The sequence below is a fragment of the Chryseobacterium lathyri genome, from assembly GCF_030812195.1.
GTDB classification, from domain to species: Bacteria; Bacteroidota; Bacteroidia; order Flavobacteriales; family Weeksellaceae; genus Chryseobacterium; species Chryseobacterium lathyri_A.
In genome coordinates, this window is record NZ_JAUSSF010000001.1 from 1,901,143 (window position 1) to 1,921,967 (window position 20,825).

Annotated in this window: 23 protein-coding genes; 16 read left to right on the forward strand and 7 right to left on the reverse strand. The window is 38.5% G+C overall.

Features of this window, described 5'->3' with window-relative positions; genetic code table 11:
* The first annotated feature begins 1 nt into the window (after position 1).
* Both J2T03_RS08520 and J2T03_RS08525 read left to right on the forward strand, forming a co-directional pair.
* On the forward strand, positions 2-289 hold the full coding sequence (locus J2T03_RS08520) for a putative quinol monooxygenase (protein ID WP_307210700.1): 288 nt from the start codon (positions 2-4) through the stop codon (positions 287-289).
* Positions 290-363: 74 nt separating this feature from the next.
* Positions 364-1,038, forward strand: a complete 675-nt coding sequence (locus J2T03_RS08525) for a type 1 glutamine amidotransferase domain-containing protein (protein WP_307210704.1) — start codon at positions 364-366, stop codon at positions 1,036-1,038.
* A 123-nt stretch (positions 1,039-1,161) separates the two neighbouring features.
* Here the strand turns inward: J2T03_RS08525 and J2T03_RS08530 are convergent, their stop codons facing one another.
* The 3 genes from J2T03_RS08530 to J2T03_RS08540 form a co-directional block, all read right to left on the reverse strand.
* A complete protein-coding gene (locus J2T03_RS08530; protein ID WP_307210707.1) occupies positions 1,162-1,605 on the reverse strand; it encodes a carboxymuconolactone decarboxylase family protein in 444 nt (147 codons plus the stop codon).
* Positions 1,606-1,609: 4 nt separating this feature from the next.
* Positions 1,610-2,041, reverse strand: a complete 432-nt coding sequence (locus J2T03_RS08535) for a DoxX family protein (RefSeq protein WP_307210710.1) — start codon at positions 2,039-2,041, stop codon at positions 1,610-1,612.
* Positions 2,042-2,104: 63 nt separating this feature from the next.
* Positions 2,105-2,677 (reverse strand): Crp/Fnr family transcriptional regulator, encoded by a 573-nt coding sequence (locus J2T03_RS08540; protein WP_306844089.1) that lies wholly within the window; start codon positions 2,675-2,677, stop codon positions 2,105-2,107.
* Between the two features lie 66 nt (positions 2,678-2,743).
* Here J2T03_RS08540 and J2T03_RS08545 point away from each other — a divergent pair, with 66 nt between their 5' ends.
* Positions 2,744-3,109 carry a DUF1304 domain-containing protein gene (locus J2T03_RS08545; protein ID WP_306844087.1) on the forward strand — a complete coding sequence of 122 codons (366 nt, stop codon included), beginning with the start codon at positions 2,744-2,746 and terminating at the stop codon, positions 3,107-3,109.
* 106 nt (positions 3,110-3,215) lie between these two features.
* Here J2T03_RS08545 and J2T03_RS08550 read toward each other — a convergent pair whose 3' ends face one another.
* Positions 3,216-3,599, reverse strand: coding sequence for a winged helix-turn-helix transcriptional regulator (locus J2T03_RS08550; protein WP_307210712.1), 384 nt, complete (start codon positions 3,597-3,599; stop codon positions 3,216-3,218).
* Positions 3,600-3,690: 91 nt separating this feature from the next.
* Here J2T03_RS08550 and J2T03_RS08555 point away from each other — a divergent pair, with 91 nt between their 5' ends.
* Together J2T03_RS08555 and J2T03_RS08560 are read left to right on the forward strand one after the other, a co-directional pair.
* The gene (locus J2T03_RS08555; RefSeq protein ID WP_307210714.1) at positions 3,691-4,680 is read left to right on the forward strand and encodes an NADP-dependent oxidoreductase; all 990 of its coding nucleotides are present in this window, start codon (positions 3,691-3,693) and stop codon (positions 4,678-4,680) included.
* Positions 4,681-4,683: 3 nt separating this feature from the next.
* Positions 4,684-5,160: a cupin domain-containing protein gene (locus J2T03_RS08560; RefSeq protein WP_307210716.1), complete on the forward strand. Its 477-nt coding sequence runs from the start codon at positions 4,684-4,686 to the stop codon at positions 5,158-5,160.
* 74 nt (positions 5,161-5,234) lie between these two features.
* Here the strand turns inward: J2T03_RS08560 and J2T03_RS08565 are convergent, their stop codons facing one another.
* Together J2T03_RS08565 and J2T03_RS08570 are read right to left on the reverse strand one after the other, a co-directional pair.
* On the reverse strand, positions 5,235-5,696 hold the full coding sequence (locus J2T03_RS08565; RefSeq protein ID WP_307210718.1) for a thioredoxin family protein: 462 nt from the start codon (positions 5,694-5,696) through the stop codon (positions 5,235-5,237).
* A complete protein-coding gene (locus J2T03_RS08570; protein WP_307210721.1) occupies positions 5,693-7,762 on the reverse strand; it encodes a TonB-dependent receptor plug domain-containing protein in 2,070 nt (689 codons plus the stop codon). The genes J2T03_RS08565 and J2T03_RS08570 overlap by 4 nt, the downstream gene beginning before the upstream one ends.
* A 121-nt stretch (positions 7,763-7,883) precedes the next feature.
* Here J2T03_RS08570 and J2T03_RS08575 point away from each other — a divergent pair, with 121 nt between their 5' ends.
* The 7 genes from J2T03_RS08575 (at position 7,884) to J2T03_RS08605 (ending at position 15,414) form a co-directional block, all read left to right on the forward strand.
* A complete protein-coding gene (locus J2T03_RS08575; protein WP_306844076.1) occupies positions 7,884-9,071 on the forward strand; it encodes a homogentisate 1,2-dioxygenase in 1,188 nt (395 codons plus the stop codon).
* Positions 9,072-9,096: 25 nt separating this feature from the next.
* A complete protein-coding gene (locus J2T03_RS08580; protein WP_306844074.1) occupies positions 9,097-10,371 on the forward strand; it encodes an acetyl-CoA hydrolase/transferase family protein in 1,275 nt (424 codons plus the stop codon).
* A 139-nt stretch (positions 10,372-10,510) separates the two neighbouring features.
* Positions 10,511-11,305, forward strand: a complete 795-nt coding sequence (locus tag J2T03_RS08585; RefSeq protein ID WP_306844072.1) for a hypothetical protein — start codon at positions 10,511-10,513, stop codon at positions 11,303-11,305.
* Between the two features lie 232 nt (positions 11,306-11,537).
* Positions 11,538-12,668 carry a 4-hydroxyphenylpyruvate dioxygenase gene (gene hppD / locus J2T03_RS08590; RefSeq protein WP_306844069.1) on the forward strand — a complete coding sequence of 377 codons (1,131 nt, stop codon included), beginning with the start codon at positions 11,538-11,540 and terminating at the stop codon, positions 12,666-12,668.
* Between the two features lie 69 nt (positions 12,669-12,737).
* Positions 12,738-13,196: a hypothetical protein gene (locus J2T03_RS08595; protein WP_306844067.1), complete on the forward strand. Its 459-nt coding sequence runs from the start codon at positions 12,738-12,740 to the stop codon at positions 13,194-13,196.
* Positions 13,197-13,265: 69 nt separating this feature from the next.
* Positions 13,266-14,513, forward strand: coding sequence for a fumarylacetoacetase (gene fahA / locus J2T03_RS08600; RefSeq protein WP_307210724.1), 1,248 nt, complete (start codon positions 13,266-13,268; stop codon positions 14,511-14,513).
* A 76-nt stretch (positions 14,514-14,589) separates the two neighbouring features.
* A complete protein-coding gene (locus J2T03_RS08605; RefSeq protein WP_307210727.1) occupies positions 14,590-15,414 on the forward strand; it encodes a flavin reductase family protein in 825 nt (274 codons plus the stop codon).
* A 135-nt stretch (positions 15,415-15,549) separates the two neighbouring features.
* On the opposite strand, the gene J2T03_RS08610 is transcribed toward J2T03_RS08605, so the two are convergent.
* Positions 15,550-16,392 carry an alpha/beta hydrolase family protein gene (locus J2T03_RS08610; protein WP_307210729.1) on the reverse strand — a complete coding sequence of 281 codons (843 nt, stop codon included), beginning with the start codon at positions 16,390-16,392 and terminating at the stop codon, positions 15,550-15,552.
* A gap of 147 nt (positions 16,393-16,539) precedes the next feature.
* Between J2T03_RS08610 and J2T03_RS08615 the strand changes: the two genes are divergently transcribed.
* The 4 genes from J2T03_RS08615 to J2T03_RS08630 all read left to right on the forward strand — a co-directional run bounded on the left by J2T03_RS08615 (position 16,540) and on the right by J2T03_RS08630 (position 20,779).
* Complete coding sequence (locus tag J2T03_RS08615) at positions 16,540-17,313, forward strand: HipA family kinase (RefSeq protein WP_307210731.1); 774 nt, start codon at positions 16,540-16,542, stop codon at positions 17,311-17,313.
* The gene (locus J2T03_RS08620) at positions 17,300-17,683 is read left to right on the forward strand and encodes a DUF3037 domain-containing protein (protein WP_306844058.1); all 384 of its coding nucleotides are present in this window, start codon (positions 17,300-17,302) and stop codon (positions 17,681-17,683) included. The genes J2T03_RS08615 and J2T03_RS08620 overlap by 14 nt, the downstream gene beginning before the upstream one ends.
* Before the next feature lie 23 nt (positions 17,684-17,706).
* A complete protein-coding gene (locus tag J2T03_RS08625) occupies positions 17,707-18,729 on the forward strand; it encodes an alpha/beta hydrolase (RefSeq protein ID WP_307210733.1) in 1,023 nt (340 codons plus the stop codon).
* 208 nt (positions 18,730-18,937) lie between these two features.
* A complete protein-coding gene (locus J2T03_RS08630; protein WP_307210736.1) occupies positions 18,938-20,779 on the forward strand; it encodes a carbon starvation CstA family protein in 1,842 nt (613 codons plus the stop codon).
* Positions 20,780-20,825: the final 46 nt, after the last annotated feature.

Consider the following 20,825-nt stretch of genomic DNA (forward strand, 5'->3'; position numbering starts at 1 on the left):
TATGAAAATTTATCTTACAGCAGTTATAAAATCTAAAGAGCAGTACCAGACTGAAGTATTGGAAGTTCTTCAGAATATGGTAAAAGAAACCAGAAAAGAAGAAGCCTGCGAACTGTACAGTCTTCATCAGGGAATTGAAAACAAAAACCAGTTTATCTTCTACGAGATCTGGAAAAGTGAGGAAGGACTTGCACAGCATAACCAGCAGCCCTATATTCAGGCTTTCGGAGCCATCGCTGAAAAAAAATTACAGGAAAAACCACAAATTTATACCTCCTATATTCTATGAAAAAATTAGCATTTCTGTTTTTAGCCCTGTTTACAATAGTATTCATTCAGGCACAACATCAAAAATCTAAACATATGAAAAAGAAAATTTTATTTGTCGTGACCAGTCATGACAAAAAAGGAAGTACCGGTGAAGATACCGGATATTATCTTGGCGAAGTTTCTCATCCATGGGAAGTCCTTCACAAAGCAGGATATGAAATTGATTTTGTAAGCCCTAAAGGCGGAACCCCTCCGGTAGACGGCTTTGATTTAAAGGATCCTGTAAATAAGGAATTCTGGGAAAACAAGAAATACAAAAATAAGATCGATCATTCTTTACAGCCTTCCCAGGTAGATCCAAACAATTACGGTGCTATATTCTATGCTGGAGGCCATGGTGCCATGTGGGATTTTGCAGACAATGTTGAGTTAGCAGGTATTGCCTCAAAGATTTATGAGAACGGCGGCATTGTAGCAGGTGTTTGCCACGGCCCGGCCGGTCTTGTCAATATTAAACTCAACAATGGGAAGTATTTAGTAGACGGCAAAAAAATCAATGCTTTTACTAACGAGGAGGAATCTGAAGTGAAATTAACAAATGTAGTTCCTTTCCTTCTGGAAGATAAACTGAAAGAAAGAGGAGCAAAATTTGAAAAATCAGGACTTTGGCAGAATCATGTAGTGACCGATCAGAGAGTGATCACAGGACAAAATCCTCAGTCTGCAAAAAGTGTAGGTGAAGCAATTTTGAAGGAACTTAATCAATAATCAGATTTAGTTTATTAATCTTGAATGCATAAAATTAATTATGCTGAAGCCCTAAATAAAAAATCCGTTTCACTTTTATTATTGTGAGACGGATTTTTTGTTGTGTAATTTTATAAGCAAAAACTATTTTGGAACTTCTAAGTGAGTGCTTACTGCAATCCTGTTCCATGCATTGATCGTTACAATAGCCATAATGATCTGTGCAATCTTTGCATTATCAAAATACTGTTTTGCTTTCTGGAATGTTTCTTCTGTCAGACCTTTATCGCTGATCAGGGTAATTTCTTCTGTCATAGCCAAAAGCATCTGCTCTTCTTCTGTGAAGAAATCTTTCGCTTCTCTCCAGCCGTTAAGGATGAAAATTCTCTGAGTGGTTTCACCGTATTTAAGGGCATCTTTGGTATGCATATCAAGGCAGAAAGCACATTTGTTGATCTGTGAAGCTCTGATCTTGATTAATTCCTTCTGAATGTGGTTTAAAGAAATGGTCTGAAGGTATCCTTCCAGTCCAAGCATGGCTTTGTAAGCTGCCGAATCTACGTTGGCGATGTTTAATCTTGCGCTCATAATATTATAATTTGTTGGTTAAATGATCTATACTTAATAAATACTTCGGCTGAACCGCCAGTAAAAAAGCTCCTGCACAACCTACCCAGACAGAGTAATCCAGAGGAGCTTTAAATCCTAATGCCAGAGTCATCGACAAAGCAAATATGAGCAGCAGAAATGCAGCTCCGTAAGCTGCGATTCTGGTTTTCCAGCCTAAAATCAGCATCAGAGGAAAAAGTATTTCAAAAAATGTCGCAGTATAAGCAGAAAATGTGCTTAAAATTTCCGGAAGAAAAAATGTGAGTTTCCTTGTATAGGTCTCAAAATTTGCCCAGTTTCCCCATGCAGAGTTTTTGCCCCAGAAACCTAATCTGTCTGCCACCGCAGAAAGCATGGTCACAGCAAGGGCAAGTCTTAAAAATAATTGCGGAAACTGAATATTTTTGTCTGTCATGATATTGGTTTTGAATAACATGACAAATCTCCGGATTATAACCGGTAAAAATCTTAAACTGGTTTAAGAACGTAATTTTGCTCTGATTTCACTCAGATATTCTGGAGTAAGATTCAGAAAAGAAGCAATCAGATATTGTGGGATTCTTTGAATAAACCAGGGATACAGGGTACTGAAATGAACATACAGTTCCTCCCTGGACATTTCATACAGGTAACGGATCCGTCTCTCCGATGCTGCATAAGCTCTTTGATAGATCATCCTGAAGTACCGTTCCATAACAGGATGTTTTTCCAAAAGAAGCTCCTGCTGCTGAAGATCAATAACAATAATAGCAGAACGCTCCACTGCCTGGATAGAGAAATCTGATTTGGTCTGCCTTTCGTAAGCAAAAGTATCCGTGATCCACCAGTTTTCTATAGCAAATTCAGTAGTTTGTTCCGTTCCTTTCTCATTCACAAAAAATTTTCTCAGACAGCCTGCAGACACAAAATACATGGATCTGCATATTTCACCGCTAAGCATCAGATTCTGTTTTTTTTTCACTTCCATCTCTTTAAAAAAAGAAAATATGGAAGCATACTCTTCATCTGTGACCGTAATAAATTTATTTAAATGTGCTTTGAAAGTATCCATCTTTGCAATTGAGTAACCAAACTTAACTTTATTTTTTTAGTTTTACAATGTCAAAAACATTAAATCATGGAACTCGTTGCTAAAATTCTGATTGCCATCGTTGCACTGGAACATCTTTATATCCTGTGGATGGAAATGTTCGCCTGGGAAACCAAAGGAAAAGAAGTATTTAAAGCCGCACTGCCGGCAGAAATGTTTAAGCCTACGAAAGGGCTTGCCGCCAATCAGGGACTGTATAATGGTTTTCTTGCTGCAGGACTGATCTGGTCTTTTTTAATTGAAGATCCCAAATGGCAGGATAATATTGCGCTGTTCTTTTTAGGATGTGTAGCTATAGCCGGAATTTATGGGGCTATTTCTGCAACAAAAAGGATATTTTTTGTACAGGCATTGCCGGCGATACTGGCCATTATTGCTGTTCTTTTAAAGTAATTTGTCAGTGCAGTGATCGAAGAGACGAAACAGTCTCAGGAAATGAGGTATTTGAAATTGCTTCACCAAGGTTTGCAATGGCAAATAATTTTTAAATCTTTCAATCTTAATTATCACTCATCGACTCTTTAATCTTCTTTCTGTGAATGATTCCCCAATTCACAAGAGTTTCAGTTACCGGTAAAACTGATTTTCCGTATTCCGTAACAGCATAGACCACTGTAATCGGTTTGGTATCCTGAATGGTTCTTGTGATCAGAAGATTCACTTCCAGCTCTTTCAGCTCTTTGCTGAGCATTTTGGCTGAAATACCGTCAATTCCCCGTTGCAGTTTTTTGAAATGAATCTGCTGGTCGGTTCTGTTGGTCAGGTAACGTAAAATCATCAGCTTCCACTTTCCGCCCAAAACATCCAGACTGTCGCGCATGGCGAATAATTCTTCTGTGCAGCTGGCTTCTCTTTCGAGACCGTTTTCAATAATTTTTGCCATAATAGTATCATTTAGGTAACTAGTTACCAATAGTTAACTGGTAGCAAATATAAACTATTCTCTTTCTACATTTGTTCATCAAATTACTTTTATGAAAGCCATTGCATTAAATAAAAATTTCCAGCTTGAAGATGCTGTGATAGAAAAACCTACACCTAAAAATCATGAAGTTTTAATCCGGATCAAAGCCAGCGGTTTCAATCCTATCGACTACCAGATGATTGAAAACGAGCTGGAACGGAAACTTCTCAAATCATCCATTTTAGGCCGTGAATTATCAGGAATTGTGGTTGAAAAAGGAGCAGATGCCCATCAGTTCAACATTGGAGACGAAGTATTCTGCGGAAGCGGATCCATGGGAAGTGGCGGTACCTATACCGAATACATTGCGGTTCCAGAAGCTATTGTGGCATTTAAACCTAAAAATATTTCTTTTGAACAGGCTGCTGGCATTCCTTCTGCCGGACTTACTGCCTTACAAATTTTTAACCGTTTAAAGCTGAACCATGATGATTCTGTTCTGGTGACCGGGGCAACAGGTGGAGTCGGTTCTTTTGTAATCAAATTTTTAATGGCTAATCATCATCAGAAAATTACAGCCACCGTCGGAAGTGAAGAAAACAGGCAGATCCTCCTTGGGCTGGGCTTAAAAAATCATCAGATCATCAGTTATAAAGAAGAAAATCTTGACGCTAAGCTGTTAAAAGCGAATGATGATAAACCTTTTGATTTTGGAATTGATCTTGTGGGAAATTATATGTCTGAAATTACAGCAGAAGTTTTGAAAATCAACGGTACATATGCAGATGTCACCGCTCTGATCTCTAAGGATGCCCACGAAATTCTTTTCAATAAAGGAATCGTGATCATAAATATTTCCAATTATTCCTACAGCATAAACAAAGATTATCAGTATTACAAAGGAAACTTAGAGAAAATTTCGAAACTTATAGAGAATGGAACGATCAGCCCGCCAAACCATAAAATCATAGGAGATCTTTCTCTGAATACTGTTTTAAAAGCCCATTCCATTCTTAAAAACAATCAGACTCAAGGCCATAAACTTATTATGAAACATTAAGATATGAACAAAATACCGAGACGCGTTGTCACAGGAATCAAAGACGGAAAATCTGTTATTATTGAAGACCAGCAGACAGAAAATGTAGTGGAACATCTTCCCGGCCTGATTATTTCAGACATTTGGAATACCCAGAAAATGCCGGCAGGATTAGACTTTGAGACCAGAATTCCCAATACAGGATTTCCGCAAACCCCTAAAAACGGAACCTATTTCCGCTATGTAGTCATTCCACCGGATAAAGACTTGGGGGTAGAATTCAAAGTGGGAGCACCCCATCCTATGATGCATCAGACACAGACTTTAGACTATATTATTATCCTTTCAGGGGAACTTTATATGGTAATGGAAGAAGAGGAAACGCTTCTCAAATCCGGAGATATTGTTATCCAGAGAGGAACCAATCATGCTTGGAGCAACAGGTCGGATGAGATGTGTATTCAGCTTGCCATTTTGATTGATGCGGAGAATTCAGTTTAAAGCTTGAAAAATTTAAGGATTTTTCTCACAGTACAATTTAACTTTGCGGTTACGTAAACCAATAGAAAAATCAACTACAAAGCAGAAATTTCCAAAAGTTTCTGCTTCATTATTTCAGGAGTCATCAGACCTTCATGATAATATACTAGCTTCTGGTCCTTATCTAAAACGATCCACAAAGGATAAACAGGCTGATCTTTATTTTTAGATAAAGCCAGTGCCAATTCATGAATCCCGGAGCTTCCATTCGGCAGATACTCAAATTCCTGTCCCAAAAAAATTATTTTTTCTTTCGTTTTCTCAGCTTCAAAATTGACCAGATAAAATTTTTCATTGATCAGATCTACGGTTTCTTTGTCCTTATTCAAAGCATGTTTCTCTATTTTACACACTGAGCACCATTCCGTATACATATGGATTATAATCGGTTTCGGATCTTTTTTCAGGGCTGTTTCAAGATCAGAAAAAGTGCCTGTCCTCATCTGAGACAGATAAAAACAGGGCACTGACATTAAAAATAAAATAAAAGTTTTCATTTCAAAGTATATTTTATTCCCAGAAAACCTCTGATCTTTTGCATCGGTGCATATCCGTAAGCCGTATCAAAAGTATAATGATTTGGGTTGCTTACAGGATCATTCACATATTTATCAAATGGATCAAAAGGTCTCATCAAAGGATCTTTCGGGGTAAAATTGAACAGGTTTTTAATTCCGCAATACACCTCAAAGCCGGAACCGAAACTTTTTGAAACCTGGATATTGGCTAAGGAATAGAAAGGTGAATATTCCGGCCGGTAATCGTTCGGTAATACCGGAAGCCTCATCGGGCCATAGAATTGGCCTGTAAAATCTACAGTCAGGTTATTCGCAAACTTATAAGAGAGGTTGTAAGTTCCACTCCATTTCGGGGCATGCAGCTGCTGTGATTTTTTATCATCTCCGTCAAATTTCTGATAAACGTCCAGATAGGTCACTCCTAAATTTACACTTAAAGGAAAGCTGAAACTGAAATCCACATTCAATGAAGCTCCCCTAGAAATTCCGTACCCATTAAGATTATCATAAATAATTTTATCCGGATCAGTATCAAAATCGCCTACGATCTTATTGCTGAAATAGGTATAAAATGCGGAGGCATCAAGCTGAAGCATGCGACTTCCCACGGGAATTTTCCAGATATAATTCAGATTACCGTTGACTGATCTCTCAGGCTTCAGATCCGACCGGATCACCACCTCACGAGAGCCGGTAAGGGCAGCATGGTCTTCTGTAAACAGATTGACCACCCGGAATCCTGTTCCAAAATTGAATCGCAATGTATGGTAAGGATTCGGGGAAAATTTCCATGCCAGCCTTGGGGAATGCACTTCATGATGGATTTTGTCATAATCGAAACGGTAGCCTACCAGTAAAGTATGCCTGTCATTAATTTCCCACTGATCCTGCACAAAAGCTCCCCAGATCGGTGATTTCATCGGTGCATTGGTGATTCCGTCCCCGGATAAAGTTCCTGGGGTATTATCATCATAGAATGTTCTTTTGAAAGTAACTCCTCCTGTCAGATCATGCTTTCCAAGTTTTTTGCTCCAATAGGTTTGAGCAAAAGCCACTTTTTGCAATGCATCATACGGATTACTCCCATAAAAAGAATTCTGGTCATGATAATTATAAGAAAACTGGGTAACGATATATTCTTTTAAAGGCCATTGGTACAGTCCAAAAACTTCTGCTCTGTTGGTATAAATACTTTCTCCGTATACATCACCACTTCCACGGAAAGATCTGTTCCACTGCATTTCACCGCCAAACCGGTCTTCGTACAAATATCTCATCGCAAAACTTGCCTGCCGATTTTCCTTTCTTTTAAAATTCCATTTATTAAAAACAGAAAACCGGCTTTGTAATGCTGCATCCGTGAAATTGTCTTTGTTCTGATCTATCTTTTCTTTAAAGCTGAAATAATTGAAGCTCAGTAAAGACGCAGCATTTTTCCCAATATTAAATTTCGTTGAAACATCAAGATTATTTTCACTCCAGGTGCTCGTCATCAGATCTACACTTAATTTAGGAGCGGTAAGTGCATTTTTGGTAATGATATTAATTACTCCGCCCATTGCCTCAGAGCCGTAAATAGAAGAAGCGGGACCTTTTACCACTTCAATTCTGTCAACAAGGCTGTTGGGAATTCCACTCAACCCGTATACTGTAGAAAGTGAGCTAACAATAGGCATTCCATCGATTAAGATCATCGTATAGGGCCCTTCCAGACCGTTGATATGAATATCACCCGTGTTACATACCGAACAATTGAGCTGTGGTTTTACCCCATTGACCATCGCAATAGCTTCGAAAATACTCGGAGTTGGATTTTTTTGAAAAAATTTCTGACTGTAAACTTCTACGGCTACAGGGCTTTTTGATCTGCTGAAAGGCTTTATGGTTCCGGTAATAACAACATCTTCAATAGTACTCGTTCTGATTTTTGCTTTGGGAATTGTTGCGGAATCAGTTTTTATAGTTTGCTGTACATCCAGGCTGTCTGTTTCCTGAGAAAAACAAAAAGAAGATAAAAAAGTAACAGAAAATAGTATTCGCTTCATGAAATTATAATTGTTAGACAAATCTAACAATTATTTTTGAATTACAAAACACCATGACAAATGTTGTTGGAATCAATTCATGAAAAATGATTAAATTTGAGAAACTACATATAAAAGTAAAATGAGATATCATCAAGCGGGTAATATCCCACAAAAAAGACATACGATTTTCAAATCGCCGGAAGATAAATTTTACTATGAACAGCTTTTCGGAACGGAAGGCTTTCACGGAATTTCCTCACTGCTCTATCATACACACCGCCCTACACAGATCAAATCGATAGGGCCAGCGAAAGATGTAACACCAAAGATTGCGGTGGAAAAAAACGTCGCTCCGAGAATGTTCAAGGGAATGAATGTAACACCGGAAGATGATTTCATGGACAGCAGAAAGATCCTTCTGATGAACAATGACCTGAAAATGGGATTGGCAAAACCCAGAAAGTCTATGGATTATTTCTACAAAAATGCTGAATGTGACGAGCTTTTATACGTTCACCAGGGAACAGGAATACTGAAAACATTCGTTGGAGATCTGGAATTTGTTACCGGTGATTATCTTATCATTCCCAGAGGAACCATCTATCAGGTGGAACTGAAATCGGATGACACCGTATTTTTTGTTCTTGAAAGCCACTCTCCTATTTACACCCCGAAAAGATACCGGAATGAATTCGGACAGCTGCTGGAACATTCGCCTTTCTGCGAAAGAGATATGATCGCGCCGGTTTTTAAAGAACCTAAAGATGAAAAAGGAGAATTTTTAATTAAAGTAAAAAAAGAAAACCAGATCACAGATTTCATCTATGCAACGCACCCGTTTGATGTTGTAGGATGGGACGGATATTTTTATCCTTATAAATTCAATATTAAAAACTTTGAGCCGATCACTGGAAGAATTCATCAACCACCACCGGTACACCAGAATTTTGAAGGCCATAATTTTGTAGTCTGCTCATTCTGCGCCAGAATGTATGACTATCATCCACTGGCTATTCCGGCACCTTATAACCACTCGAACATTGATTCTGACGAGGTTCTGTTCTATACGGAAGGTGATTTCATGAGCCGTAATCATATTGATCTGATGGACTTTACCCTGCACCCAGGAGGAATCGTACACGGACCTCATCCGGGAGCAATGGAGAGAAGCATCGGTAAAAAATTCACTGAGGAATATGCCGTAATGGTGGATCCTTTCCGTCCATTAAAAATTACAGAGGAAGCATTAAAAGTGGAAGATCCTTCATACAAAACCTCATGGCTGGAGGAATCCGATAAAACCATGGAAGACCGTTCTCAGGAATAAAAAAATCACTCATAAAAATTTCATTATGTACAATTATATTAGTGCAGAAGAAGCTATATATACAGTAAAAAGCGGAAACCGAGTATTTTTCCACGGGAGTGCCTGTACCCCGAATTATCTTATTGACGAGTTGGCCAGGCAGTCCCACCGTCTGGAAAATGTAGAAATGGTTTCCATTACCCAACAGGGAAATGTAGAAATTGCAAAACCTGAATATAAAAACAGCTTTTTTGTTAATTCATTATTCGTATCAACACCTGTGCGGGATGCTGTGAACTCGGACCGGGGAGATTTTGTTCCCGTTTTTCTAAGCGAAATTCCTATTCTGTTCAGAAAAAATATTCTGCCGCTGGATGTTGCTCTGGTAACCGTTTCTCCACCGGACAGACATGGTTTCTGTACCTTAGGAACTTCTGTAGATGTTGCAAGGGCAGCTGTTGATACAGCTAAACTTATCGTTGCCATTGTCAACCCTTTGATGCCAAGAACGCATGGAGACGGAATGATCCACATCAGCAGGATTCATAAGCTGGTATGGCATGAAGAAGAGCTTCCAACTGTAGATTATGGTTCGAAGGTAGGTCCGGAGGAAATGCTTGTGGGGAAAAATGTAGCAGAACTTATTGAAGATAGGTCAACACTGCAAATGGGTATCGGAACCATTCCTGATGCAGTTCTAAAATGTTTAACCAATCATAAAGATCTGGGGGTTCATACAGAAATGCTTAGTGATGGAGTTATAGACTTGATCCAGAATGACGTGATCAATAACAAGTATAAAGGATATAACGATAATAAAACCATCACAAGCTTCTGCTTCGGAACAAGAAAACTCTATGATTATGTGGATGACAATACTGTTTTCGCATTCAAAGACGTTAGCGATGTGAACTTCCCGATCAATATCATGAGAAACAAGAAAATGGTCGCTATCAATTCTGCTATTGAAATTGATCTCACGGGACAGGTATGTGCAGACTCCATCGGAACATTGCAGTACAGCGGAATCGGAGGCCAAATGGATTTTATGAGAGGGGCAGCCCTAAGTGAGGATGGAAAACCAATTATTGCCATTACCTCAAGAACCAAAAAAGGAGTTTCAAGAATAGTACCTTTTCTTAAACAAGGTGCTGGTGTTGTAACAACAAGAGGGCATATTCATTATGTAGTCACAGAATATGGCACAGCTTATTTATATGGTAAAAATCTCCGCCAAAGAGCCCAGGAACTGATCAGTATTGCTCATCCTGACGACAGGGAGATGCTGGAAAGAGCTGCTTATGAACGTTTTAAACAATAATAAATTTCATAACCACATTTTCTGGTGAATATTTTTCATAAATGACATCAACAAATTAGTAACAAAAACAAAACGAATCTTAGAAAAGCTTTAACATTTTGGCAGTGTTTTTGATAAACTGATTCAAAACCAAAGGAAATTGAAAACTATATATAATTCTATAAGAGAGGAAGTTGAAAAGCATTCGAAAGTAAGAAATTCTGTCTTGGGAAATGTGAGTGAATGGAAAAGAAGCCATTATATTATTCTTTCCGAAATTATAAAAGATGAGTTATCTGATGCTGAAGAGCTGAAAGGCGGGAAAAAATTTGAAATAGGAAATACAATATCACATGTTACTCTCCAGCGTTTTTTTGAAAATGATTATCAGGACAAAACCCACAATGACCTCAGGTTTCTGAAAACCCTGGACAAGATCTGTATCTTCCTGGGCTATAAAGATTTAAATGATTATATACAGTCACTAAAACTAAACAATAAGGAAAAAGAGTTAGGAGACGGTCTTGAATTTCTAACAAAAATGGTGTATGACTACTGTGCCACCGCATTTGAATTTTACAAAAATTTTCCGAATCATAAAACGGAAATTTTCAAAGACCTTGTATTTGACGGTTCTCCATTTTTAGAAAGAGCTTCAGAGTTCAGCAGGGAATTGTGTGAAAGAGATTTTCAGTTAGTCACTAAAAACAACCGTTCCAATTATGAAGTTTTCGACATTCATCTTGTTACTGATGAACCCGATAAAAAAATATTGGAAACCCAGGAATTCTGGAATCTTTTGTTCAAAGTAGGTGAAACCGGCGAGGAACATTTCGTGAACCAGCTCAATACCCAAATCTATTTTATCCGTAAAATAGACAATGTCTGGAAGATCTGGGACAACTATAATCCTGATGCTGGAAGACTCAACAAAAAAGTCGAAATCGATAAATAAGAAAGCCGTAGAAAATTTCTACGGCTTTCCTGTTTCGAAAATATTTTTTTTTCACTTGTTCTTTGTATCTCAAAGATAGATATCAAATTCTGTTATAAGAAAACTTAAATATACTTAAATGAACTCTTTTTTAACTTTATGTTAACTATATTCAAGGAATCCATTTCAATACTTTCGCTATTTCTAAGATTTTTGTAATTTGCATACATAAAAATAAAAGTAAAATAGAAATATGTCAACACTTACATTTGCCGAAAAAATTGCTCAAGCTGAGAATTTTTTACCGATCAACGGTACAGATTACATTGAGTTTTATGTAGGAAATGCTAAACAGGCTGCCCATTATTATAAAACCGCCTTCGGTTTTCAGTCTGTAGCATATGCTGGTCCTGAAACAGGAGTAAGAGACCGTGCCTCTTATGTTCTCCAACAAGGAAAAATAAGACTGGTATTAACAACAGGGCTTAAATCCGATTCACCTGTCAGCGAGCATGTAAAAAAGCATGGTGATGGAGTGAAAATCTTGGCACTTTGGGTAGATGACGCTTATAAAGCTTTTGAAGAAACAACCAATAGAGGCGGAAAACCATATCTGGAACCTGTAACTTTAACAGACGAGAACGGTGAGGTAAGAATGTCCGGAATTTATACATACGGAGAAACAATCCACATGTTTATTGAAAGAAAAAACTATAATGGAGCGTTCATGCCCGGATACGAAAAGTGGGAAAGCAACTATAACCCTGAAGAGACAGGTTTGTTATATGTAGATCACTGTGTAGGAAACGTAGGCTGGAACAGAATGATCCCTACGGTAGAGTGGTACGAAAAAGTAATGGGCTTTGTGAACATCCTTTCTTTCGATGACAAGCAGATCAATACAGAATATTCTGCATTGATGTCTAAAGTAATGTCCAACGGAAACGGATTTGCGAAATTCCCGATCAATGAACCTGCAGAAGGCAAAAAGAAGTCTCAGGTAGAAGAATATCTTGATTTCTATGAAGGAGAGGGTGTACAGCATATCGCTGTAGCTACAAAAGATATCATCCATACGGTAACCGAATTAAAAAAACGTGGGGTAGAGTTCCTTTCCGCTCCACCAGAGGCTTACTATGATATGGTTCCTGAAAGAGTTGGCCATATTGATGAAGATCTTAAAAAATTACAAGACTTAGGCATCCTTATTGATCATGATGAAGAAGGATACTTACTTCAGATCTTTACGAAGCCTGTAGAAGACCGTCCTACTCTGTTTTTCGAAATCATTGAAAGACACGGTGCACAGAGTTTTGGCGCCGGAAATTTCAAAGCGTTATTCGAAGCACTGGAAAGAGAGCAGGAAAGAAGAGGAAATCTTTAATTTAAATATAGAATACTAGTTTTGTCAGGATGAGGAGTCTTGACAAAACTTTTTTTTAAAACACACATTATGAGAAAATTTTTTATCGGGATTTTATTTTTTGGAACACTAGGGCTTCAGGCTCAGTATGGAACCCTTAATGAGATCCTTAACCGTCTGGAAGAAAGAAAAGGGATCAATCAGCATCTTGAAAATGTAAATATTGACAACAAGAAGTTTGTCTTCATTAAAGATGCAGAGGATCACACGGAAAGAGACTTTATTGTTATTAAAGGAAAAGAAGCTACCTATGTAGAAGTTTTTGATGACAAAGCTACCGGCGAAAGCAGCTCAAATGTTTTTACAGGAGATATCATCAGGAAAAAAAATATCCTTTCTCTGAGAGCAGACAAACTTGAAAACAAAAAAGTTCCGATGCCTGTAACCAAAACTTTGCTGCTGACTAGGCAGGATAATATCCTGTACCTTATTGATGTTAATACCAAGGACAGATGGATAGATGAAGCCTCTTATTCCAAAAAGAAATAATTCCCAAGAACTGGGATAGCAGATTATGGATTTTGCTATCTTACCATTTTAATTTAATTTCAAAAAATTATGAAATCATTTGTAGAATATTCTTCAGATTCAGACTTTTCTATACATAATATTCCTTTCGGAGTAGCAGTTTTTAATAAAGAATATATCGGATGCTGTACAAGGATCGGAGATCAGGTCGTTGACCTTGCCACCCTTTATGATCTTGGATATTTTGAAAATATTGAAGGATTGGACGACAATATTTTTGAAGCCTACACCATTAACGAGTTTATTGAACTGGGAAAACCTGTAACAAACGTAGTACGCACCAGAATTCAGGAGCTTCTACAGGAAGGTTCAATCCTGTCAAAAGACGAAAAAACCATTGCAGATGCTTTCTATGACCTTGATAAAGTAAAAATGATGATGCCTGTGCACATCCCCAATTATACAGACTTTTACAGCAGCATTGAGCATGCAACGAATGTTGGAAAAATGTTCCGTGACCCGGCCAATGCATTGCTTCCGAACTGGAAACATCTTCCGGTAGGTTATCACGGAAGAGCTTCATCCATTGTAGTTTCAGGAACGGAAATTAACCGTCCGAAAGGCCAGACGAAACCTGCAGACGCTGAAAAACCGGTTTTCGGACCGAGCAAGCAGCTTGACTTTGAACTGGAAATGGCCTTCATCCTTAACAGAAACTCAGAAATGGGTGAAAGCATTTCTACAAAGGATGCTGAAGAAGCAATCTTCGGAATGGTAGTATTCAACGACTGGTCGGCAAGAGATATCCAGGCTTGGGAATATGTTCCACTGGGACCTTTCCTTGGTAAAAACTTCGGTTCTTCTATCTCTCCGTGGGTCGTTACCCTTGAAGCACTGGAACCTTTCAGAACAGCTTCTCCAAAGCAGGATCCTGAAGTTTTAGATTATTTAAAATTTGAAGGTGATAAAAATTATGATATCAACCTTGAAGTTTATCTGCAGCCTGAAAACGGTGAAGAAAACCTTATTTCAGAAAGTAATTATAAGTTCATGTACTGGAATATGGCCCAGCAATTGGCACATCATACGGTAAACGGATGTAATGTGGAAGTTGGAGATCTATATGCCAGCGGAACCATTTCAGGGAGTGATCCAAAATCTTTCGGATCTATGCTGGAACTGACCTGGAGAGGACAAAATCCCCTGCAATTGAAAGACGGCCAGGAAAGAAAATTCATTGAAGATAATGATACTGTGACCATGAAAGCCTGGGCTGAAAAAGATGGCGTGAGAGTAGGTTTTGGTGAGGTTTCGGGGAAAATTATTCCAACAGTTTAATATTAAATTAAACACTTAAGTCTGTTGAGTTAAATGGTAAATATTCAAGATCACTTAAGTTGTTAAAGAGAAAACAATGAAAACATTAATACCCTCCGAGCTATCTGCCGTACAGCTCCAGACCATTATGCAGACCGCTGTATCTCCGCGTCCAATTGCTCTGGCCTCTACAGTAGATAAAAACGGAACTATCAATTTATCACCATTCAGTTTCTTTAATATGTTCAGTACAGTTCCGCCGGTGTTGATTTTTTCGCCGTCGAGAAGAGTACGTGACAATACAACTAAACATACTTTGGAAAATGTTCTTGAGGTTCCTGAAGTAGTGATAGGAACAGTAAATTTTCCAATTGTACAGCAGATTTCTTTAGCTTCTACAGAATACGAAACCGGAGTCAATGAGTTTATTAAATCAGGTTTAACGATGAAAGACGCAGATCTGATACAACCCAAACTGATTGAAGAATGTCCTGTCAACTTTGAATGTAAAGTGTTAGAAATAAAATCTTTGGGAGACCAGGGCGGTGCAGGAAATCTTGTCATCTGTGAGGTTCAGAAAATCCACATCAGGGAAGAATACCTGAACGAAGCTGGAAACTTGGATCAGCAAAAGCTTGATATGGTAGCCCGTTTAGGAGGCAACTGGTATTCCAGAAGCAACGAAAACAGCCTTTTTGAAGTTCCGAAACCATTGGTTACAAAAGGAATCGGTTTTGATCTTTTGCCGGATTCCATTAAGTACAGTAAGGTATTTACAGGAAATGATCTGGGAATGCTTGCCAATGTAGAAATGCTTCCTGCAGGAGATTTCCATGCAGATGAAAATATTCATCTGGATGCTCAGAAATTACTGCTGGAAAGCAGGATTGAAGAAGCATGGACACTTTTAGCAATACAATAATTCCACAACATAAAAACCAGCTCTATATAAGGCTGGTTTTTTATTTATTTCTTAGCGGAAAAAATTAAATTACTAACAGATTACTTCCTGATTGCACAGATCTACAGATTTAACCGGAAATTGTGGGTTGAAATTTTATTTCAAATTTTTATTGATAAAATCGATGCACTTTTCTGTAACGATATTCAGATTGTGGGGAAGAGTATTTTCTGTCCAGGGCTCTTTTGATCCGAATGTATGATCAGCATTTTCGACCAGGAACAATTCTGAGTTGGGATTGAGGATATGAAGATGTTCTGCGTTTTTTACACTTACACTTTCGTCTTGGGTCCCGTGGACAATCAGCACATAGGCTTTAGCCATTTCCGTTGCTCTTTCCACGTCAAAACGGTGAATATTTTTTTCAAAATCTTCATAAAACTGGTAGTAATGAGGCATTTCCTGTTTTGTCCTTCCGTTCAGGACATAATATACACCTTCCTTTTTCCAGTGTTCCAGGGCTCCGTTTTTAGGGAAACGGTCTAAACTATCCACACTTGCCAGGGTGATCAGTCCGTTGATTCTTTCATCTTCAAATGTTTTGATAATGGAAATCCCTCCTCCTCTACTGTGCCCTATCAGGATTATCCTTTGGTCGTCAACATGCGGGTCTTTCACAAAATGATCAATCACAACACCGAGATCGGAAAGTTCTTTTGAATAATTATTGTTCCCAAAAGCTTCCAGATCACCAAAATTGTGAGGATCTTCAACGGTAGTTCCGTTATGGGAAGAATTAAATTTCACAAAGAAAAAACCCGCTTCAGCAAACTTCTCAGCCATCAGATTCCATGCCCCCCAGTCTTTATAGCCTTTGTAACCATGAACAAAGATCACTAACGGCAGTTTGTTGTTAGTTTCATGATAAATGGCATCAGCGAGAAAATCCCGGGTTTCTGGATTTTCCAGTTTTATGTTAAGGTTTTTTATCAATTCCATATAAAAAATTTAATTACAATTCTTAAATAATAGGGATCAGCAGCATTTCCTTTAATCTAAATATATAAAAAAAATTTCACCCAGAAAAGTTAATCTTCTAAGCCGGAATTTCTTAGATAGTAATCAAAATAACCTTATTTTTGCGGTATGCTGGATTTAAGAACGGTAACCGTCACGCGTTACATCCTGCCTTTAAGGGAAGGCGGATCTCTTCCTGCTTTGGCAGAAGCTGATGATGATTTTAAATATGTACTGAAATTCCGGGGCGCAGGCCACGGGGTAAAGATGCTGATCTCTGAACTTTTGGGCGGCAAGATCACGGAAGCTTTGGGTCTGAAGATTCCCGAGCTGGTATTTATTAATCTGGACGTTGATTTTGGACGAACAGAAGCCGATGAGGAAATTCAGGATTTACTGAAATTTTCGGAGGGCCTGAATCTGGGGCTGCATTATCTTTCCGGTTCCATCACCTATGATCCCGGGGTAAAAATAGATCCTCTTCTGGCTTCAAAGATCGTATGGCTGGACGCATTCATTACCAATATTGACCGTACTTTTAAAAACACCAATCTTCTGATGTGGCATAAAGAACTTTGGGTCATCGATAATGGCGCTTCGTTTTATTTCCATCATTCATGGCAGAATTTTGATGCGGCTGCAAAGACTCCGTTCAAATATGTGAAGGACCATGTACTGCTCCCGAAAGCAAAAATGCTGGATGAAGCAGATAAGTTTGCTCATGAAGTACTGAACGATGAGCTTTTCAGGGAAATTGTCAATTTAATTCCAGAGGACTGGCTCCACTGGGATGACGCCGATGAAACTCCTGAAGAGATCCGCGAGATCTATTTCCAGTTCATGAAAACAAGGTTAGAAAACTCTCAAATCTTTGTAAACGAAGCTAAAAATGCAAGAGGATAAAATATACGAATACGCTGTTATACGCCTGGTACCGAAAGTTGAAAGAGAAGAATTTTTCAATATTGGCCTTGTGATGTTTTCCAAAAAGGAAAAATTCATCCGTGTAGAGTTTTACTTATGTCCCGATAAATTCAGACTGATGCACAGCAAGCTGGATTATGATGACGTTATTCAGAATCTCAAAAGCTTCCAGAAAATTGCCAATGGAGATAAAGAAGGAGGACCGATTGCCCTGATGGATATTCCTGATCGTTTCCGCTGGCTGACCGCTGTAAGAAGTTCCTCCGTTCAGACATCAAGACCTCATCCGGGAAAATCTAAAGACCTGGAAAAAACATTTGGTAAACTTTTTGAAGAGTTAGTAAAATAACACTGCATTATAAAAAGTATACTATGAAATCGACATTAAACAACATATCAATCTACAGGTTTTTTATAAACCTGTTTTTTATTTTCTATTTAAGCTTCTTTAATTTAAGTTATTCACAAAGTCAATTTGAATCAAATCCTCAAAAAAGCAGTCTTCTGCCCGAAATATCAAAGGTATCAGAAAACATTGTGTATAAAACCAGTAAAAAAGGAAACCCTCTTTCGCTGGATATTTACAGTCCTGTAAATGCTTCGGGCGAGAAAGTACCCGTAGTCATCTATGTACACGGAGGTGCCTGGGTAAAAGGGGATAAAACGATCAAAGACGGAAACTATATTGAAATCTTTATTTCAAAGCTCCTGGACAAAAAGTATGCAGTTATCAGCATCGATTATACTCTTCTGAATGACAGCATCCATTTCCCGCTTCCTTTAGAGGATACTAAAGACGCTGTGAGATGGGTAAGGAAAAATGCAGCCAGGTATAATTTCGATCCGAACAATATTGGTTTTTTTGGTGCTTCATCAGGAGCACATCTGTCAATGTTAGCGGCCTATACACCGGATAATCAGTTTACCGGAAGTCCGGAACTTTCATCCTATTCTGCAAAAGTAAATTATGTGGTGGATCATTATGGACCCACTGATCTGAATAAACTCCTTCATACACGACTAGGAAAAGTGCCTGTCTTTTTTTTCGAACTGGCAGTAAAGAAAATAGTGGATCTCCGAACGGACCTAGTGAGAGGATTGTCGGGGTATGATATTAAAAAAGATAAAAGAGAAACAATAGCATATTTCAAAACCATTTCTCCGGTAACTTATGCTTCGGGCGGTGTTCCTACATTAATCGTTCAGGGCAATAAAGACAAAGTAGTTCCTGTAAAACAGTCTAAAAAACTTCACAGAAAGCTTAAAAGAGAAAATATTCAGAACAGCCTGCTGATCGTACAAGACGGTATCCACGGTTTCGGAACAACGGATAAAGCTTATATGGATAAGCTTACCGACCAGATGGTGGATTTCATCACATCACAAAAAAAGTAAAACATACATATACTGATCCATACCAAAAATAAACTACTATAAATCAATATACTAATTCATTAAATTCAATAACGTATTACAAAATTGCTAGATTAATATACATTTCATCTTTTTTACTCATAAAATAATTAACTTGGCTTTTGTTTAAATTATTCTTAACAAAATATCCGATATTTTTAATTATCCATCCTTAAAAAAAACAGATGATATGGATTTTCTGAATAACACCAATGCGCTCACCCTGATCTTTGTATCAGTACTCGTTTTTGCAATTGCCTATCGTTTTTATGGTATTTTCATTGCCAATAAAGTACTGAGGCTTAATGATAAAAACACTACTCCGGCAGTAGAATTTGCCGATGGTAAAGATTATGTGGCTACCAATAAGAATGTACTTTTCGGCCATCATTTTGCTGCGATTGCAGCTGCCGGCCCATTGGTAGGGCCTGTACTGGCAGCTCAGTTCGGTTATCTGCCCGGTGCCTTATGGATCCTGATCGGATGTGTATTGGGTGGCGGAGTACATGATATGGTTGTCCTATTTGCTTCAGTACGGCATAAAGGACAAAGTCTTGCAACTATTGCCTCCAAAGAAATAGGCAGGGCTACAGGAACGGTTGCAGGTTTTGCTATTTTATTTATTCTGATCCTTACACTGGCTGGCTTATCATTGGCCTGTATCAATGCCATGCATGAGGCTTCATGGTCTCTTTTTACCGTTATCATTACCATGCCTATTGCGGTTATTATGGGCCTTATCATGAGATACAGAAAAAACAGTGTCCTTTTCGCCAGCATTTTAGGCGGTATTCTTTTAGTGGCAGGAATCATTGGGGGACACAGCCTGATGCAGAATGAAACTATGAACAACCTGTTTTCATGGGATATAAAAACGATCTCCATTGCTATTCCTCTGTATGGCTTTCTGGCTTCTGTACTTCCGGTTTGGTTACTCCTTGTACCCCGGGATTATCTTTCAACGTATCTGAAAATAGGAACGATCATTATGCTGGCCGTAGGGGTTATTGTCATTCACCCAACAATCCAGATGCCTGCCCTCACTGAATTCGTAAATGGCGGAGGCCCCGTTATAGGCGGACCGGTACTTCCTTTTATTTTTATTGTTATTGCATGTGGGGCTATTTCAGGTTTCCATGCAGTTATTGCAACGGGAACAACTCCTAAAATGCTTAATAAGGAAAAAGAAATCCTTTTTGTAGGCTATGGAGCTATGCTCGTGGAAGGTTTTGTAGCTTTAATGGCTTTAATTGCCGCATGTACTTTAATGCCTGGTGATTATTTTGCTATCAATACTCCGAAAGAATCTTATGATGCCTTTCTCGCAGCGCATCCATCACTGCACGGTGTAGATATAGATTACTATTCACAAAAAATAGGAATTGAACTTCATGGGAGAACAGGCGGAGCTGTGTCTTTAGCTGTAGGAATGGCTCACATCTTCAATAAGATCCCGTACATGGATCAGCTGACGGCATATTGGTATAATTTCGCCATCATGTTTGAAGCTGTATTTATCCTTACTGCCATTGATGCAGGAACAAGAGTAGGCCGTTTCTTTTTACAGGAAATGCTGGGTTCGTTCATTCCAAAATTCAATGACAAAAATTGGGTTCCCGGCATTATCATCAGCAGCCTTTTATTTACTTTCGCCTGGGGATATCTGGTATTTACCGGTAATGTAAGTAGTATCTGGCCGCTGTTTGGAATCAGCAACCAATTATTGGCCGCCTGCGGACTGATTGTCTGTACAACGATGCTGATCCGGATGAAAAGAGGAAAATATGCCTTATGCTCTGCAATTCCCGGGGTATTTATGGCCGGAATTACTTTCTGGGCCGGTTATATTCAGGTAACAACAATTTACCTTCCTAAGGAACAGTATCTGCTGGCAGCTTTGGCAGCTACCGCTATGATCCTGATGCTCATTGTATTTATCGGAGCTTTCATTAAATGGTATCAGCTTCTGCAGATCAAAACAACCGAAATTGACTTCTATGGAGAAGCCGTAAAAGAGCTTGTAGAAAGATAATCAGGTAAAATATTAAAAACAAAACAGTCCGGATGGTCCGGACTGT

Bases quoted from the DNA above. Each gene is read 5' to 3' on its own strand.
- J2T03_RS08520 (WP_307210700.1), top strand. From the start codon at position 2: ATGAAAATTTATCTTACAGCAGTTATAAAATCTAAAGAGCAGTACCAG.
- J2T03_RS08525 (WP_307210704.1), top strand. From the start codon at position 364: ATGAAAAAGAAAATTTTATTTGTCGTGACCAGTCATGACAAAAAAGGA.
- J2T03_RS08530 (WP_307210707.1), bottom strand. From the start codon at position 1,605: ATGAGCGCAAGATTAAACATCGCCAACGTAGATTCGGCAGCTTACAAA.
- J2T03_RS08535 (WP_307210710.1), bottom strand. From the start codon at position 2,041: ATGACAGACAAAAATATTCAGTTTCCGCAATTATTTTTAAGACTTGCC.
- J2T03_RS08540 (WP_306844089.1), bottom strand. From the start codon at position 2,677: ATGGATACTTTCAAAGCACATTTAAATAAATTTATTACGGTCACAGAT.
- J2T03_RS08545 (WP_306844087.1), top strand. From the start codon at position 2,744: ATGGAACTCGTTGCTAAAATTCTGATTGCCATCGTTGCACTGGAACAT.
- J2T03_RS08550 (WP_307210712.1), bottom strand. From the start codon at position 3,599: ATGGCAAAAATTATTGAAAACGGTCTCGAAAGAGAAGCCAGCTGCACA.
- J2T03_RS08555 (WP_307210714.1), top strand. From the start codon at position 3,691: ATGAAAGCCATTGCATTAAATAAAAATTTCCAGCTTGAAGATGCTGTG.
- J2T03_RS08560 (WP_307210716.1), top strand. From the start codon at position 4,684: ATGAACAAAATACCGAGACGCGTTGTCACAGGAATCAAAGACGGAAAA.
- J2T03_RS08565 (WP_307210718.1), bottom strand. From the start codon at position 5,696: ATGAAAACTTTTATTTTATTTTTAATGTCAGTGCCCTGTTTTTATCTG.
- J2T03_RS08570 (WP_307210721.1), bottom strand. From the start codon at position 7,762: ATGAAGCGAATACTATTTTCTGTTACTTTTTTATCTTCTTTTTGTTTT.
- J2T03_RS08575 (WP_306844076.1), top strand. From the start codon at position 7,884: ATGAGATATCATCAAGCGGGTAATATCCCACAAAAAAGACATACGATT.
- J2T03_RS08580 (WP_306844074.1), top strand. From the start codon at position 9,097: ATGTACAATTATATTAGTGCAGAAGAAGCTATATATACAGTAAAAAGC.
- hppD (WP_306844069.1), top strand. From the start codon at position 11,538: ATGTCAACACTTACATTTGCCGAAAAAATTGCTCAAGCTGAGAATTTT.
- J2T03_RS08595 (WP_306844067.1), top strand. From the start codon at position 12,738: ATGAGAAAATTTTTTATCGGGATTTTATTTTTTGGAACACTAGGGCTT.
- fahA (WP_307210724.1), top strand. From the start codon at position 13,266: ATGAAATCATTTGTAGAATATTCTTCAGATTCAGACTTTTCTATACAT.
- J2T03_RS08605 (WP_307210727.1), top strand. From the start codon at position 14,590: ATGAAAACATTAATACCCTCCGAGCTATCTGCCGTACAGCTCCAGACC.
- J2T03_RS08610 (WP_307210729.1), bottom strand. From the start codon at position 16,392: ATGGAATTGATAAAAAACCTTAACATAAAACTGGAAAATCCAGAAACC.
- J2T03_RS08615 (WP_307210731.1), top strand. From the start codon at position 16,540: ATGCTGGATTTAAGAACGGTAACCGTCACGCGTTACATCCTGCCTTTA.
- J2T03_RS08620 (WP_306844058.1), top strand. From the start codon at position 17,300: ATGCAAGAGGATAAAATATACGAATACGCTGTTATACGCCTGGTACCG.
- J2T03_RS08625 (WP_307210733.1), top strand. From the start codon at position 17,707: ATGAAATCGACATTAAACAACATATCAATCTACAGGTTTTTTATAAAC.
- J2T03_RS08630 (WP_307210736.1), top strand. From the start codon at position 18,938: ATGGATTTTCTGAATAACACCAATGCGCTCACCCTGATCTTTGTATCA.